This is a genomic window from Alcanivorax sp. IL2, from assembly GCF_047495475.1.
In the GTDB taxonomy this organism is placed as follows: Bacteria; Pseudomonadota; Gammaproteobacteria; order Pseudomonadales; family Alcanivoracaceae; genus Alcanivorax.
Genome location: NZ_CP179932.1, coordinates 7,501 through 22,905, shown reverse-complemented (window position 1 = coordinate 22,905; position 15,405 = coordinate 7,501). Strand labels below are relative to the sequence as shown.

16 protein-coding genes (1 of these 16 only partly in view) are annotated in these 15,405 nt (G+C 61.6%); 8 read left to right on the top strand and 8 right to left on the bottom strand.

The window, feature by feature from the left end; all coding sequences use genetic code 11:
• Nucleotides 1–21: 21 nt before the first annotated feature.
• On the top strand, nt 22–483 hold the full coding sequence (locus ACMG4N_RS00110; RefSeq protein WP_297766879.1) for a tetratricopeptide repeat protein: 462 nt from the start codon (nt 22–24) through the stop codon (nt 481–483).
• Nucleotides 480–947, top strand: a complete 468-nt coding sequence (gene ybaK, locus ACMG4N_RS00105; protein WP_297766877.1) for a Cys-tRNA(Pro) deacylase — start codon at nt 480–482, stop codon at nt 945–947. The genes ACMG4N_RS00110 and ybaK overlap by 4 nt, the downstream gene beginning before the upstream one ends.
• 166 nt (nt 948–1,113) lie before the next feature.
• Here ybaK and hemL read toward each other — a convergent pair whose 3' ends face one another.
• From hemL to hemJ, 6 genes are all read right to left on the bottom strand, one after another.
• Nucleotides 1,114–2,394: a glutamate-1-semialdehyde 2,1-aminomutase gene (gene hemL, locus ACMG4N_RS00100; RefSeq protein ID WP_297766875.1), complete on the bottom strand. Its 1,281-nt coding sequence runs from the start codon at nt 2,392–2,394 to the stop codon at nt 1,114–1,116.
• A 369-nt stretch (nt 2,395–2,763) separates the two neighbouring features.
• On the bottom strand, nt 2,764–3,213 hold the full coding sequence (locus tag ACMG4N_RS00095; RefSeq protein WP_297766873.1) for a DUF6174 domain-containing protein: 450 nt from the start codon (nt 3,211–3,213) through the stop codon (nt 2,764–2,766).
• Entirely contained in the window at nt 3,207–6,005 is a 2,799-nt protein-coding gene (locus ACMG4N_RS00090) for a fibronectin type III domain-containing protein (RefSeq protein ID WP_414432470.1), read from the bottom strand. Before ACMG4N_RS00090 ends, ACMG4N_RS00095 begins: the two co-directional genes overlap by 7 nt.
• A 163-nt stretch (nt 6,006–6,168) precedes the next feature.
• The gene (gene thiE / locus ACMG4N_RS00085) at nt 6,169–6,801 is read right to left on the bottom strand and encodes a thiamine phosphate synthase (protein WP_414432469.1); all 633 of its coding nucleotides are present in this window, start codon (nt 6,799–6,801) and stop codon (nt 6,169–6,171) included.
• Entirely contained in the window at nt 6,798–7,556 is a 759-nt protein-coding gene (gene thiD / locus ACMG4N_RS00080; RefSeq protein WP_414432468.1) for a bifunctional hydroxymethylpyrimidine kinase/phosphomethylpyrimidine kinase, read from the bottom strand. Before thiD ends, thiE begins: the two co-directional genes overlap by 4 nt.
• 72 nt (nt 7,557–7,628) lie before the next feature.
• Nucleotides 7,629–8,072 carry a protoporphyrinogen oxidase HemJ gene (gene hemJ / locus ACMG4N_RS00075; RefSeq protein WP_414433290.1) on the bottom strand — a complete coding sequence of 148 codons (444 nt, stop codon included), beginning with the start codon at nt 8,070–8,072 and terminating at the stop codon, nt 7,629–7,631.
• 115 nt (nt 8,073–8,187) lie between these two features.
• Between hemJ and ACMG4N_RS00070 the strand changes: the two genes are divergently transcribed.
• The 6 genes from ACMG4N_RS00070 to ACMG4N_RS00045 all read left to right on the top strand — a co-directional run bounded on the left by ACMG4N_RS00070 (nt 8,188) and on the right by ACMG4N_RS00045 (nt 13,103).
• The gene (locus ACMG4N_RS00070; RefSeq protein ID WP_297766866.1) at nt 8,188–9,606 is read left to right on the top strand and encodes a chloride channel protein; all 1,419 of its coding nucleotides are present in this window, start codon (nt 8,188–8,190) and stop codon (nt 9,604–9,606) included.
• Nucleotides 9,607–9,687: 81 nt separating this feature from the next.
• Complete coding sequence (argC, locus tag ACMG4N_RS00065; protein ID WP_414432467.1) at nt 9,688–10,737, top strand: N-acetyl-gamma-glutamyl-phosphate reductase; 1,050 nt, start codon at nt 9,688–9,690, stop codon at nt 10,735–10,737.
• Nucleotide 10,738: 1 nt separating this feature from the next.
• On the top strand, nt 10,739–11,464 hold the full coding sequence (locus ACMG4N_RS00060; RefSeq protein WP_297766862.1) for a DUF6776 family protein: 726 nt from the start codon (nt 10,739–10,741) through the stop codon (nt 11,462–11,464).
• Between the two features lie 9 nt (nt 11,465–11,473).
• On the top strand, nt 11,474–11,938 hold the full coding sequence (locus tag ACMG4N_RS00055; protein ID WP_297766860.1) for a bactofilin family protein: 465 nt from the start codon (nt 11,474–11,476) through the stop codon (nt 11,936–11,938).
• Between the two features lie 91 nt (nt 11,939–12,029).
• On the top strand, nt 12,030–12,368 hold the full coding sequence (gene erpA, locus ACMG4N_RS00050; protein ID WP_035248468.1) for an iron-sulfur cluster insertion protein ErpA: 339 nt from the start codon (nt 12,030–12,032) through the stop codon (nt 12,366–12,368).
• Between the two features lie 201 nt (nt 12,369–12,569).
• Nucleotides 12,570–13,103, top strand: a complete 534-nt coding sequence (locus tag ACMG4N_RS00045; RefSeq protein ID WP_414432466.1) for a phosphatase PAP2 family protein — start codon at nt 12,570–12,572, stop codon at nt 13,101–13,103.
• Between the two features lie 193 nt (nt 13,104–13,296).
• Here ACMG4N_RS00045 and ACMG4N_RS00040 read toward each other — a convergent pair whose 3' ends face one another.
• On the bottom strand, nt 13,297–14,397 hold the full coding sequence (locus ACMG4N_RS00040; RefSeq protein WP_414432464.1) for an anhydro-N-acetylmuramic acid kinase: 1,101 nt from the start codon (nt 14,395–14,397) through the stop codon (nt 13,297–13,299).
• Nucleotides 14,387–15,405, bottom strand: the 3' portion of a protein-coding gene (locus ACMG4N_RS00035) for an OapA family protein (RefSeq protein WP_297766852.1). 301 nt of this gene lie beyond the right edge of the window; the window shows 1,019 of its 1,320 coding nt (coding positions 302–1,320); the start codon falls outside the window, past its right edge; it ends in the stop codon at nt 14,387–14,389. The genes ACMG4N_RS00040 and ACMG4N_RS00035 overlap by 11 nt, the downstream gene beginning before the upstream one ends.

Below are 15,405 nucleotides of genomic sequence, written 5' to 3'. Positions count from 1 at the left end.
CGCTGTTCAAGGATAGTCAGGATGTTGAGTGTGCAAAGGCTTGTTCAGCTGATGCTGATCAGTATGGTGCTGGCGGGCTGTGCGGTCCGTGCTCCGGTGGAGGAACCCGCAGAGCCGATGACCGCCAGTCAGGAACTGGAAGGCTCGCCGGCACTGGGCCTGTTGAGTCGGGCGGAACAGGCCCGTCAGCAGGGGCAGACATCGGCTGCAGAGCGTTATCTGGAGCGAGCCCTGAATATCGCCCCGGATTCCTCCTGGCTGTACAAGGAGCTGGCGGGGTTGCGGCTTTCCGAGGGCGATCCCCGCGGCGCAGAAGGCTTCGCATTGAAGGCGTTACGACTGGCTCCTGAGCATGACGATTACCGGGCTGGCTTGTGGGATCTGGTGGCCACTGCCCGTGATCGCCAGGGTGACAAATCCGGCGCCCGTCAGGCCCGCAGCAAAGCGACGGCGTTGCGCAATCCCAAGGCCAGGCCGGTATGACACCGGCGGTGCAGGCTGCGAAAAAGGCCGGCGTTTCCTTTCAATTGCACAGTTATGACCATGATCCCAAGGCGCAAAGCTACGGGCTGGAAGCGGCGGACGCCTTGCAGCTGCCCCCGCAAACCGTCTTCAAGACGCTGCTGGCACTGGTGGATGAACAGCCGGTGGTGGCCATGGTGCCGGTGGCTCATCAACTGGATCTGAAATGTCTGGCCCGCGCCCACGGCGGCAAGAAAGCGGCCATGTGTCCGGGGGACAAGGCGCAGCGCCTGACAGGCTATGTACTCGGTGGTATCAGTCCGCTGGGGCAGAAAAAACAGTTGCCGCTGTATCTGGATTTTAGTGCCCAATCACACAATCCCATCTACATGAGCGCCGGTCGGCGCGGGCTGGAAATCGCCATGGCGCCGCAGGATCTGCTGGGGCTGACTGGTGGAAAGATGGTGGCGCTGGTTCGCGACTGACCTTGCTTATGAGGGCGCTGTAGGAGCGCCTCTTGAGGCGCGAACCCGAGCCTTGGCGAGGGAAAACGATACTGCTTTCACGCAAGCGTCGCTCACAAACCTCTGCTTGCGCGGCACGGTTCGCACCTCAAGAGGTGCTCCTACAGGTGAGATTCTTGTCAGGCCTTTACACCTTCGCAAACGCCTTGCGCGCTGCCGCAATGGTGGCCTCGATATCCTCATCGCTGTGCGCTGCTGACACGAAACCGGCTTCAAAAGCACTGGGGGCCAGGTACACGCCCTGGTCCAGCATGGCGTGGAAGAAGCGGTTGAAGCGCTCGCTGTCGCAGGCCATCACGTCGGCAAAGCTGCTGATGCGGCTCTGGTCGGTGAAGAACAAGCCGAACATGGCGCCCGCTTGCGCGGTGGTGAAGGCGACGCCTTCGGCGTGGGCGGCTGCCGTCATGCCATCCAGCAGGCGGGTGGTTTTTTCTGTCAGCGCCTCATGGAAGCCGGGTTCGCTGAGCAGGTTGAGGGTGGTCAGCCCTGCCGCCATGGCCACCGGGTTACCGGACAGGGTGCCTGCCTGATAGACCGGGCCCAGCGGTGCCAGGTGTTCCATGATGGATTTCTTGCCGCCAAAGGCGCCCACCGGCATACCGCCACCGATGATCTTGCCCAGGGTGGTCATGTCCGGGGTCACATCGTAGAGCGCCTGGGCGCCGCCCAGTGCCACCCGGAAGCCGGTCATGACTTCGTCGAAGATCAGCACGCTGCCGTGGTCATCACAGTATTGGCGCAGGGCCTGCAGGAACGCCTTGGTGGGCGGCACGCAGTTCATGTTGCCGGCCACCGGCTCGACGATGACGGCGGCAATCTGGTCGCCGTACTCCTTGAAGGCAGCTTCCACGCTGGCAGCGTCGTTGTAATCCAGCACCAGGGTATCGCCGGTCACGGCGGCGGGGACGCCCGGTGAGCCGGGGATGCCCATGGCGCCGGAGCCGGCCTTCACCAGCAGGCTGTCCACATGGCCGTGGTAGCACCCTTCGAATTTGATGATCTTGTCGCGGCCGGTATAGCCCCGGGCCAGGCGGATGGCACTCATGGTGGCTTCGGTGCCGGAGTTGACCATGCGCACCATGTCCATGGAGGGCACCAGTTCGCAGACCTTGTCCGCCATGGCCACTTCGGTGGCGGTGGGGGCGCCGAAGCTGAGGCCGTTCTGCACGGCTGCCTGCACGGCGGCAATTACCTGGGGATGGTTGTGGCCGAGGATCATCGGGCCCCAGGATCCCACATAGTCGATGTAGCGGTTGTCATCTTCATCGTGCAGATAGGCGCCGCTGGCGGAGTGGAAAAACACCGGGGTGCCGCCTACGCTTTTGAAGGCTCGCACGGGGGAATTCACCCCCCCGGGAATGTGTTTCTGGGCCTGACGGAAAAGCTGTTCGGAGTGCTTGCGGCTCATGGGGAGTCCTCTTTGTCTGGCTGTTGGCGATGCCTGGCATCGCAGGCCGCGCGGGCGGCGGGTGTGCGCCTGAGCACACACGGGAAATTACGGTTGATGGTGTCGTCGGGGCATGAAGACCCCGTGACACGGGCGAGCCTGTGATCCATGCGGAAAGTTATGTGACAACGGAGCAAAGCCAAAACATCCAGATCAAGGCGAGAAAGCGCAGGACTAGTGGGTCTAATTCAAGTTTTCTCAACACAGAGCTGGGTGTTTTGGCGCAGCGAACTGTTACAGAACTTTCCGCATAGATCACCAGGGCCCGCCACGGAAAGTGGCGGCATTATGAGGGGTGAGTGACGGCTTGGCCAGTAGGGCGTCCGGGGGTTAGGGGGTGGCCGCTGTCGGCGCCAGATCCTTGATCCAGTATTGCTGCTCGTCATCCGCCATGCGTGGATCGAAATCCAGGCGGATATGGCGGGGATAACCCTGCTCTGGGTGGTAGTCCACCTCTACCTGGTGCCACCCTTTGCGTTGTTTTTCCTCAATCAGGGCAAACCAGGCTTCCACGGTGCGGGCCAGGGGGCGCAGCTCCTGGTTAGCCGGGTCTTCAAGCCGGGCCTGTTGGTCGCTGACAAGGATGCTGGCAGGCTGCAGCGCTCCTGCGCCGCAGTAGCATTGCTGGCGGGCCTGGTAGCGGTAGTGCTCCAGGCCCTGGTCGGCCCAGCGCTGCCGGGCCTCGGCCAGGGGATCGTTTTCGCTGGCGTTGCTGCCCGCCTGACAGGCGGACAGCAGGGTGGCAAGCAGCAGTGTTATCAGCGGGTGCGAGTTCAGCATGGGGTATTGCCTCTACGACGCAGCAACACCAGCAGTGCCAGCAGGCCGGTCAGGAAGCCTGCGCTACCGCCGTCATCGCCGAAATCTTGTGGCACAGTGCCGTCGTTGAGGGTGTTGTCATCGCCGGTTGGAGTGATGTCGTTGTTCAGGGCGATGGTCGCCGCCGCCGAGGGCGTGGAGCTGCCTGCACTGTTGAGGCTGGCTACCCGGTAGCGATAACGGTTGCCGATGGTGACTCGGGTATCGTTGTAGCGGGTGCTGTCGGCATTCAGCTCAGCGATGGCCTGCCAAGCCAGCCAAGTATCGCCGTCCCGGCGCTGGCGTTCGATGCGGAAGCCGAATTCATTGTCGGCATTATCCTGCCATTGCAATACCACGGCGGTGTTTTGGCGCTGTGCCTGCAGGTTGTCAGGGGCAGCCGGTGCGCGCTCGAAGAGCCGCTCCGCGCTGTTACTGAGCGGTGAGGGGCCCACGGCATTGAAGGCCTGCACCTGATAGCGGTATAGCGTGCCTGCGAGGACTGAGCTGTCATCGTGGCGGGTCTGGTTGCTGCCCAGCTCGGCGATACTTTGCCACTCGCTCCAGGTCTGCCCGTTGAATTGCTGGCGCAGAATCCGCAAGCCGGTTTCGTTGTCCGCATTGTCCTGCCAGGTCAGGCGGACGGCGTCTTCCAGCAGGCGGCTGGTCAGGTTGGAGGGCGCTTCGGGCCGTGAACCAAACTGAATCTCGGCCAAATTGGATGGAGCGGAAGCCAGCGTGGCGTTATGGGCAATGACGCGGTACTGGTAGCGCTCGCCGAGCACAGCGGTGCTGTCCAGATATTGCTCACTGTTCGTGGCCAGGTCTTCGACAAGACGGGTCCAGGCTGTCCAGCTGCCATTGTCGTCCCGGCGGCGCTGGATTTCGTAGCGTTGTTCATTGTCCGCCTGGTCGCCCCAGGTCAACTGGATGCCGCCTTGCGCCAAGGCTGTGGCCAGGTTGACCGGGGCTGCCGGTGTGCCTTCGACCATGATGCTGACGATGTTTGAGCTGTCGCCGGTGATGTCGCTGCCTTCGGCAATGACGCGGTATTGATAGTTGAGATCAGTGTCGATGCCGGTGTCGATGTGGGTTTCGCTGTCAGCCGGAAGGCTGATCAGCGGCGCCCAGCTATTGTTGTTACTGGAGCGCTCGACCCGGTAGCCGGTTTCGGTAAACGCCCGGTCGGTCCAGGTCAGAGTCACCTGTGGTGGCTCCTGCTGGACCTGGGCCTGCAGGTCGTTCGGCTGGCTGGACACAATGTTATAGGCCAGAGGGGTGCTCAGTTGGTTGTTACCGGAAAGGATGTCTTTCACTTCGCTGCCACTGATCGTGGCTGTCTGTGTCAGGAGAGCGTCAGCCGGGGTACTGCTGATGATGCGTAGTGTCAGGCTGGCAGGGGCGAAGGGCGGTGTCAGAGAGCAGCTATAGCTGCGCTGATCCGGGGCAATGCTGCAGTCACCATCAGGCAGGGTCAGTTGGTCGATCCGGGCATTGCTGAGAGTCCCCTGCAGCTGGATTTGGTCCGGTGCTCGCGAGGCTTGCTGGTAGTCCACGGTAAAGGCCAGGGCCAGGGTGGTGCCGGTGCTGTTGTCGAAGCTCTCCGGGTTGGCGCTGTCGGCGCTGAATCCTGCATCCACCGGGTAGTTGAAGCAGGCATCGTGGTTGCCCAGGCTGTCGACCTTGGCTGTCATCTGGGTTACCGAGCAACTGGAAAAGCCGGTGGCGCTGGGGTCGGCATAGCTGGACATGATATAGCCGTTGCCGCAGTAACGCTCCGGGTTGTCGACCTGGTCGGCTTCCACATTGTCGTGGTTGGCGCCGAAGTTATGGCCGATCTCATGGGCCATGACGATGGCCGTCAGGGGAATGTTGACGTACTCCTGGGTGACGCCGGTGGCGTAGCCATTGGTATTACAGAGGGTGCCGACATAGGCAAGGCCCACCGTGGAGCCATCGAATTCACGGCCTGAGAGCAGTTCGATCAATGGGCTGGAACTGGAGGTGTCGGCAAACGGGAAGGTGTGGTACTTGTCGCGCAAATCCACAAGCAGTTCATTGGAACTGGTGGACTCCAGTAGCAGCTCCTCACTGGGAAATTCCACATGCAGGTTGTCGAACACCATGTTCAGATCGTTGCGGTAGAAACCGTCGATGATGTTGAGCAGTTCCACCACCTTGTCCTGATAGGTATCCGGGTGCTTCTGTTGAAACAGGTGGTCGACGATCAGGTACTTCTCCGGCAGCAGGCAGACACCGTCCACCTGCTCGGTGCACATCTCTTCCAGGGTGGCCGCGGCAATGTGGTACTCGCCTGAACGAGCGCTGGCCCCTTCCCGGGTCGGCAGTTCCAGGGAACTGTGGGTGCCATTGCCTACGCCGCAAGTCCCGGGTGCCTGCAGGCTTTGCAGGGAACGGGCAACGGGGAGGTTGTTGTGCTGGCTGAACGCGGCGCTGTCGATAATGTGCATTTCGCCATTCAGTGACACCACCCCGGACCAGTCATCTTCGAGCTGGGACAGGCGCACCCAGCTTCCCGGAACCTGTTCCAGAGAGCCGCTGTAGTGATTGCCCTGAAGGAGTTTGCGGTCCGCGTCGGACATGCCGATCCGGGCGCTGCTGGGTTCCAGTACCGCCCGGTAAAGGCTGCCATCAATAAACAGTTCGGTGCTGGTTTGAGGGTCTGCAGCGGCTGCATGGCTGCCCGGGAAAAGCAGGGTAGCCAACAGCAGGCCGAGCCAGGATGCCAGTGGCCGACGGAAGCGCATTGCCATGGGTGGTTCTCCCCCTTACTGGGTTTTTCGTATTTTCGGTGTGGTTATTTCGGTGTAGACGTTGTGGGGGATTTTGCTTACCTGCGGTCCGGTATGTTGTGCGGCGTATCCCATTCTTCGCTATCTGAACGGGCGTGCAGGGTTGTTTGGGGTTCAGACAGCGCTAAAACAGGGCACTTAGCTGCTGCGCTGCCTGCTCTACCTGATCGGGTGCTGGGTCGGAGAAAAGGGCGTGGATTACGGCCAGGGCGTCTGCGCCTAGCTTCAGTAGCTGGTCGCCGTTGCTAGGGTCAATGCCGCCGATGGCGACCAGCGGAATCGTCAGCCGCTGACGGGCCCGGTCGAGGATGGCCGGATCAGCGGGTGGTGCCTGCGGTTTGGTGCGAGAGGGGAAGAAGCGCCCGAAGGCCACGTAGTCAGCGCCTGCCGCGGCGGCCTGTTCTGCCAGGGCCAGATCGCTATGACAGGTAACGCCAATGATCTTGCCCGGACCCAGCAAGCGCCGGGCGCGGGCGATGCCGCCGTCGCTCTGACCGATGTGGACGCCGTCGGCATCAATGTCGGCGGCCAGGGCTGGGTCATCGTTGACCAGAAAGAGGGCGCCATGCTGTCGGCACAGGGCTTGCAGCTGGGCGGCGCGCTGGCGCCGTTGCTCCGGGGTGGCGGTCTTGTCCCGGTATTGCAGCAGGCGGGCGCCACCGCGCAGAGCCGCCTCTGCGGCTGGCAGTAATTGCCGATCGGGGATCAGGGCCGGGTCGGTGATGGCGTACAGACCGTGGATGGCGGGGTGCTTCATCGCCGGTCGGGGACGTGCTGGCCCTGGCCCGGGCGGAAGGCGTTGCGCAGGAAACGGTCCACATGGGCCTGGCCGTCTGCCACTGCGTTGGCCAGGGATTCCCCGTGGCCGCGCAGGCAGGCAATGGACGACGCCAGGGTGCAGCCGGAGCCATGATAGCTGTGTGGCAGACGCTCCCAGTTCCACTGTTGTTCACCGTCGGCGCTGAACAGATGGTTGGTGACCTGGTCGGTGTCGTCGTGGGTGCCGGTGATCAGGGCGGCGCTGCCGGTGCGTTTAACCAGTTCGTCGCCGCAGTCAGCCACGTATTGCCTGCCGGTGAGTGCCTGGGCTTCGGGCAGGTTCGGGGTCATCACGTCGCAGTGGGGGGCCAGCTTTTCCAGCATGGCGTCGGCCAGGGATTCGCTGGCCAGGCTGCCGCCGGCTTCGGCGGCCAGCACCGGGTCGAGCACCACGGGCACGCCGGGCAGTTGCGGCAACAGCTCGGCGATAAAATCGATAATGGCCACGGAACCGGTCATGCCGATTTTCACTGCCTGGAAGTCGTAGTCTTCCAGCAGGGCGGTGGCCTGCTGGCGCAGCAGCTCCACGTCGGTAAGGCGAAAACCGCGAACGTTCTGGCTGTTCTGCACGGTGAGCCCGGTGATCAGGGTGGAAGCAAAGCCGCCCAGGGCCCGAATGGCTTCAATGTCTGCATGGATACCGGCTCCCCCGGAAGGGTCATGGCCAGCGATGACGAGAATATTGGGTTTCATAAAAGCATGCCTGACGCTGGACGCCTGACGTGCGGGCGATCTTCTCGTCCGGTGTCAGGCGTTAAGCGTTTTTCAGAATGGTCGCACTACCGCCAATATAACAATGGCCACCAGGAGAAACACGGGGATCTCATTGAAGATTCGGTAAAACTTGTCGCTTTTGGTATTGGCGTCGGCGGCGAATTTTTTCAGGTAGGCCAGGCAGACGTGGTGATAGCCGATCAGCAGGAACACCAGGGTCAGTTTGGCGTGCATCCAGCCGAAGCCTTTGTAGGCGTCCCAGTTGGCCACCAGCATCCACAGGCCTAGCAGCACGGTGACGATCATGCTGGGGTTCATGATGCCCCGGTACAGTTTGCGTTCCATCACCTTGAAGCGTTCCCGGCTGACGGTGTCTTCCGCCATGGCGTGATAGACGAACAGTCGCGGCAGGTAAAAGATGGCGGCAAACCAGCAGATCACGGCGATCAGGTGGAACGCTTTGATCCAGAGCAGGTGGTCCAGGGCGAACTGCATCATGATGTGGCAAATCTCCGCAGTGTAGTGAGTGGAGGGATCGGAAGTCAGAGCGTAGACTATACCGACTTCCTGCCATTGTTTCGTCAACCTGCATTGATTGCCAAGGAGTCCCGTGAATAAGCGGCCACGCCATCGTCGTCTGATGCGTTACTACCTGTTTCGCACTCGCCGCGTGAGTCGTCGTCAGTTGGGGTCCTGGGAAGACTGGAAGCTGCGCGCGGTGTTCTGGATCGGTGCCGTGCTGGTGGGGTTGCTGGTGGTGGCGTTCGCCTGGGTGGCAGAACTGGCGTCACACACTTTTATCCAGATACACGAGCAATCGCCGCTGTTGCCGGTGCTGATTACGCCGCTGGGCATGCTGTTGATTGTCTGGTTGATGCGTCAGCTGGGCACCGAATCCCAGGGCAGTGGTATTCCCCAGGTGCTGGTGGTGCTCAAGCAGCGCTACCATTGGCTGCGCCCCACCTTTCTTTCTCTGCGTGTGATCTTCGGCAAGTTCATTCTGACCTGCCTGGGGTTGCTGTGCGGCGCCAGTATCGGTCGCGAGGGCCCCAGTGTGCATATGGGCGCCGCAATGATGTATTCGGTGGGTCGGCTGGGACGCCTGAATCAGAAATATGTGGATAATTCCCTGATCGTGGCCGGTGGGGCCGCCGGGGTGTCGGCGGCGTTCAATGCGCCGCTGGCCGGCATTGTATTCGCCATTGAGGAGCTGTCCGGCTCCTTCGAGCAGCGCACCAGCGGTACCCTGATTCTGGCCATTATCCTGTCCGGTGTGGTGGTGCTGATGATCATGGGGCACTACAGCTTTTTCGGGCATCCGCAGGGCGCCCTGGATATTACCCGGGACTGGGCGGCGATTGGCGTCACCGGACTGGTATGTGGTCTGTTCGGCGGCCTGTTCAGCCGGTTGCTGATCAAGGGCAGTCAGTTTCTTTCTCCCCATGCCAGGGCGCACCCCTATCGAGTGGTGCTGATGTGCGCGCTGGTGTTGGTGTTGCTGGGGCTGCTCACCGGTGGTGCCACCTATGGCAGTGGCTACGAGCAGGCCAGTACCCTGCTGGACGGGGAGCACCCGGGGAACTGGAGTTTTGCCCTGGCCAAAATGTCCGCCACTCTGGTGTCCTACTTCACCGGCATTCCCGGCGGACTGTTCTCGCCGAGCCTGGCTGCGGGGGCCGGGTTCGGCAATGTCATTGGCGGGTTCTTCCCGGAGTCTTCCCTGGTGGGGATTACCCTGGTAGCCATGGCCGCCTTTCTGGCTGGCGTGATCCAGCGTCCCATTACCTCTTTTGTGATCGTCATGGAGCTGACCGGTAACCGCCATGACATCCTGTTGCCGCTGATGGCCGGGGCGTTTCTGGCAACGGCGGTGGCCAAGATCGTCTGGGCCCGCCCGCTTTATGATTCCCTGGCAGAGCGGCTGTCGGATGGGCGCGGCATGGCGCTGGAAAAACCCCGGGAAAAAGGTGAGGACGGGGGCGCGGAACGGGCCGCGGGGAAGGAACCCGAACGGCAATTACCCGGATAAGTTGCCGGTCTCGGGTGGCGCCCCTATCATGCGGGGTCATTTGTTAAATGCAGTTCCCTGGTTAGCAGGGTGGAGAATGATATGGCAGAGCCCCTCAAGGTCGGCGTAGTTGGTGGTACCGGATACACTGGGGTGGAATTGTTGCGCCTGCTGGTCAACCACCCCCATGTGGCTCTGGATGTGATTACCTCCCGGGGGGAGGCAGGTACCGCGGTGGCGGATCTGTTCCCCTCCCTGCGCGGACGCACCGACCTGGTCTTTAGCGAGCCGGACGTGAAGCGGCTGGCCGCCTGTGACGTGGTGTTTTTCGCGACCCCCCACAATGTGGCCATGCGCATGATGCCCGAGCTGATGGATGCCGGCGTGCGGGTGGTGGATCTGTCCGCGGATTTCCGGCTGCGTGACCATGAATTGTGGAGCGACTGGTACGGTGAACCGCATGCGTGCCCTGAATTGCTGGCGGACGCGGTGTACGGCTTGCCGGAAGTGAACCGGGAAAAGTTGCGTGATGCGCGACTGGTGGCCTGTGCCGGTTGTTATCCCACCGCCATCCAGCTTGGCTACCTGCCATTGCTGGAAAACGGCTGGATCAAGCCGGACCAACTGATTGCCAATGCGGCCAGTGGTGCCAGTGGTGGCGGCAAGGGGGCCAAGGTGCCCATGCTGCTGGCGGAAGCTGGTGAGAGCTACAAGGCCTATGGCGCCAGTGGTCACCGTCACCTGCCGGAAATCGAACAAGGCCTGACGGATATCGCCGGTGGGCCGGTCAGGGCCACCTTCGTGCCGCACCTGATTCCCATGATCCGCGGTATTCATGCCACTCTCTATGGGCTGCTCACCGACCAATCGCCGTCGCTGGAAGAGATCCAGGCGGCCTATGAGGCCCGTTATGCCAATGAGCCCTTTGTGGATGTGATGCCCTTGGGTAGCCACCCGGAGACCCGTTTCGTGAAAGGCGCCAACACCTGCCGGATTGCCTTGCACCAGCCCCGGGGCGAGAACGTGATTGTGGTACTGTCGGTGATCGACAACCTGGTCAAGGGAGCCTCCGGGCAGGCGGTGCAAGCGATGAATATCATGTTCGGGCTGGATGAAGGGGCGGGACTGGCAGTCGTTCCGCTGATGCCCTGATATGGCACGCAAACCGAAAAGTCGGGCAGGCATTGATGATGTGATGCTGATGCCGGTGAGTCCGTCCCGGCAGAAAAAACGCCGCCGGTTGTGGACCGTAGCCCTGTTGATCCTCGCCGTAGTGCTGTTTGCCGGCGGTTTCTGGACCGGTAGCAGTGGCGCCCTGGATACTTCTGCGGCCAACCAGCGCCTGCGCAGCGATCTGAAGACCGCCAAGCGTGAGCTGGAAGCGGCTCGTAATGAGCTGGCTCTTTACCGCACCGATACCGAAGTCACCCGGGAGGCCCGGGAAACCCTGCGCCAGGAGATAAAATCCCTGCGCGATCAGGCCGCCGAGCTGGAAGAGGCGGTGGTGTTTTACAAGAGCGTCATGGCGCCGGGTGCCAGTGAAGGGCTGCAGATTGAAAAAATGGTGCTGCAGCCGGATGATGAAAACGGCTTTTACCGCTACCGCTTGGTGCTGGTGCAGGCAGGGGATAACCGCAATTATCTGTCTGGCGACATCAGTCTGACCCTGCGTGGCAGCCGTGATGGTGAGGCTTTTTCCCGAAAGGGAACCGACTGGCTGGAAGATGGCAGTGAGACGCGCTTCCGGTTTCGTTACTTTCAGGAGCTGAGTGGCCGCTTTCAGGTACCGGAAGGGGTGGAGCTGGACGCTGTGGACGTAGAAGCTGAGAGCGGTGGCAGAAACCGTTATCAGATACAAAAAACCGTAAAATGGCAGTAGGAGAGACCCGTGCTTGGCCGAGACAAGAAATCCGCAACAGGTAGTACATCCGGTTCGTCCCAGGACTATCGTAACCACACCCTGGTCGCGCCCAGCGCCACGGTTCGGGGTGATATCGAATTCACTGGTGGCCTGCACGTGCAAGGCACCGTGGAAGGCAATATCAGTGTGGGCAAGGACGGTGGCCGTCTGATTATTGGTGAGACAGGTGTGGTCAAAGGTGAGATTCAGGTGCCCAATGTCATCATTAACGGTCGTGTGGAAGGGGATGTGCACGCTACCGAGAATCTGGAGCTGGCAGAGAAAGCCGCTGTGGAAGGGAATGTCTATTACCTGATGATCGAAATGGTCATGGGGGCCCGGGTAAACGGCAAGCTGGTGCGGCTGGATGATGAGCGTCGCAACCTGCCGGCACCGGATGCCACGGGCAAGAATGCCGGCAAGACCGCGACCAAGTCTGCGGTAGCTGAATAATTCTTGACTGTTTTAGTCGGGTACTGGAACATAATCAGCCCGTTGGCCTTATCGGCCACGGGCCAATCCGCCATCCGTTGCTAGCGAGAGTATGACCGAAACCGCCCCGATCTCATTCACCGATGCCGCCGCCGCCAAGGTCAAGGAACTGCGTGACGACGAAGGCAATCCGCAACTCAAGCTGCGCGTGTATATCACGGGGGGAGGCTGTGCCGGTTTTTCCTATGGCTTCACTTTCGATGAGGCGGTCAACGACGACGACACCATCGTTGAAAAGGAAGGCGTTACCCTGCTGGTCGATGCCATGAGCATCCAGTATCTTGATGGTTCCCAGGTGGACTACGAGAAGGGGCTGATGGGCTCGCGCTTTGTGGTCAGCAACCCCAATGCGGCCACTACCTGCGGCTGCGGGTCTTCTTTCTCCGTCTAGGCTTTCCTGTCCCTCTGTGGGAGCGGTCGTTCGACCGCGATTCTCCCCGGTTTTTGAAATAACCGCCCTGCCAGCCACTTTCGCGGTCGAACGACCGCTCCCACAGGCGTGTGTTGCATGAAGCGTGCAGCTTTTCCTGCTGTCACAAAACCTTCACCGTTTGATCAACTTTCCGTCGTTTTCGTGGGAGACACTGTCCCCATGATGACTACTAAACCCACATTTCAAAGAATGACCGCCGCGGACACCCGCGCCATGTGCTGGTTGCTTCAGCAGCCCCAGGCTGCCCGTCGCGCTCGTATGGCCCGTCTGGTGTCGAGGCTCGGCGATGGGCCCTTCTATGTGGCCCTGACACTGCTGATCTGGTGGATGGATCGGCAGGGGGGCAGTGTATTTGCCCTTACCGCCATGGCCGCCTACGCCCTGGAGGTGCCGCTGTTCGTGTTGTTGAAGCGCCTGATCAAACGACCGCGTCCTGCGGATGCACTGGAAAGCCTGTCTGCGTTTATCCAGCCGGCAGATCGCTTCAGTTTCCCTTCCGGCCATACTGCGGCCGCCTTTGTGATGGCATCCCTGCTCTGCGTGTTCTACCCGCCGGTGATGCTGTTGGCGCTGGGTCTGGCGGTGATGGTAGGGCTGTCACGGGTGCTGCTGGGCGTGCATTACCCCAGCGATATCCTCGCTGGCGCCACCCTGGGCGTCAGCTGTGCCATGCTGGCGCTCTGGCTGGTTTAGTCCTTCCCCTCGACGATCCTCTCCCACTCTGGCCATACGGCCGCACAGTTTTCTAATCCTCCGTAGGAGCGGCGCTCGAGCCGCGAATTTGCTTGCGATAAAGGCCGGATGGCTCGCGGCTCATACCCGTGGGGCACAGAGAGCGCCGCTCCTAAGGGGGATGGCGAGGTTATGAGAGGCGGCTCTTCGCCTTTCAGGGCAAGGTGACCTGGCCCAGAATGGCTTCTCTGGACGCCCCGGTGACCACCGGCGCATTCCCGTTCCTTCTCTCCAAGCGTGCCCATGCCAGCCAGGCAAAGGCGGCGGCTTCTACCCAATCCGGGTGCAGGCCCTCGCTCTCGGTGCTGGTCACAGGAATACCCAGATGATGCTGTAGCCGTGCCAGCAGGTGGTGGTTGTGGGCGCCGCCGCCGCACACCAGCAGTTGCTGCGGGGAGAAATCCCTCAGTGCGTCACTGATGCTGCAGGCAGTCAGCTCGGCCAGGGTGGCCTGAACCTGTTGTGGTTCACTGTGGCCAGGAAGGTGCTGTGCCAGCCAGTCCCCATGGAAAAGCTCGCGACCGGTGCTCTTGGGGGGAGGCAGACGGAAGTAGGGATCATCCAGCAGCTGTGCCAGCAGCGTCGTGTCTGGCTCGCCGCCAGCGGCCCAGTCACCGTTGCGATCGAACGGTTGCTGGCGGTGCTGCTGGATCCAGTGATCCATCAGTACATTGCCCGGGCCGCTATCGAAGCCGCCCAGCAGGGTGTTGCCGTCCAGAAGGGTCACGTTGGCCATGCCACCGATGTTGGCAATGGCGCGGCGCTGGCCGGGGCGGGCAAACAGTTGCTGGTGGAAAGGCGGGACCAGGGGTGCCCCCTGGCCGCCCAGCGCCATGTCCTTATTGCGGAAGTTGCTCACCACGCTGATGCCGGTTTCCACCGCCAGGGTATCCGGGCAGCCCAGCTGCAGGCTGAAGCCACTTTCGCCGGGCCGGTGGCGTACGGTCTGGCCGTGGCAGCCAATGGCGCGTATCTGCTCGGGCTTCAGGCCGGTTTGTTCCAGCAGGGTCTGGCAGGCCTTTGCATAGCACAGGGAGAGTTGGCGGCTGACGGTGCCGGCCCGGTCAATTTCGTTGTCGCCAGGCTGGCAGAGGGCCAGTACCGCGTCTTGCAGGGCGTCGGGCAGAGGCTGGTTAAGGGTTCCCTGCAGGGAGAAATGTCCGTCACCGATCCGGGTCAGCACCGCGTCGATGCCATCCACGCTGGTGCCGGTCATCAGGCCAATCAGGTAATCGCCAGGGGTGTCAGAGGACATCGCTGCTTGCCAGGGTTGAGGCCTCGGCGAACAGGGTCATCTGGGCCTTGAGGCGATTGGCGGCAATCAGGAATTCCGAACGCTCATTGTCGTTGATGCCTCGCGCCTTGGGCAGGGGCACGGTGAGCGGATTGCGGTGAGAGCCGTTAATGCGGAATTCGTAGTGGAGGTGCGGACCGGTGGCGAGGCCGGAGGCGCCCACATAGCCAATGGTCTGGCTCTGTTTGACCCGTTTGCCGACGCGGATGCCCTTGGCAAAACTGCGCATGTGCGCGTAAAGGGTGGTATAGATCTGGCCGTGTTTGAGAATGATCACGTTGCCGTAGCCTCCCTTTACCCCGGCAAAGATCACCTTGCCATCGCCGGCGGCCTTGATCGGAGTGCCGGACGGGGCGGCATAGTCGATGCCTTTGTGGGCGCGAATCCGATTAAGTACCGGGTGTTTGCGGCTCAGGTTGAAGCGCGAACTGATTCGGGAGAAGGCCACCGGGGTGCGGATGAACTCCTTGCGCATGGAGTCCCCCTTGATATCCAGGTATTCCACATCGCCGGACCGGGTTTCGTAGCGGAAGGCGGTCAGATGGCGGTCCTGATTCCAGAACTCGGCCATCAGGATGTCGCCCTCGCCCACTTTCTCGCCGTCCAGGTACAGCTCTTCATAAATAATGCGGAACCGGTCGCCCCGGCGAATATCGAGGACGAAATCCACGTCCCAGGCAAACAGATTGGCCAGCTGCATGGTGAGCTTGTCACTGATGCCGGCAGCGGCGCCGGCCAGAAACAGGGAGTCGGTGATGTCCGCCTCGGCAAAGCGGGTCTGTTTCTGGTATTCGCGCTGGCTCAGACGGGTTTCCCAGCCGCCGCCCCTGAGGCGGGCAGTGAGGGTTTCCACTTTGGAGGGGTGGTACTGCACCTGAGTCAGTCGGTTGTCGTTATCCACGGTGACCTGAAGGGTTTCGCCTGGGCGGATCTTGGTCAGCCGCTGCAGCTTGTCGTCGCTGTTGATCA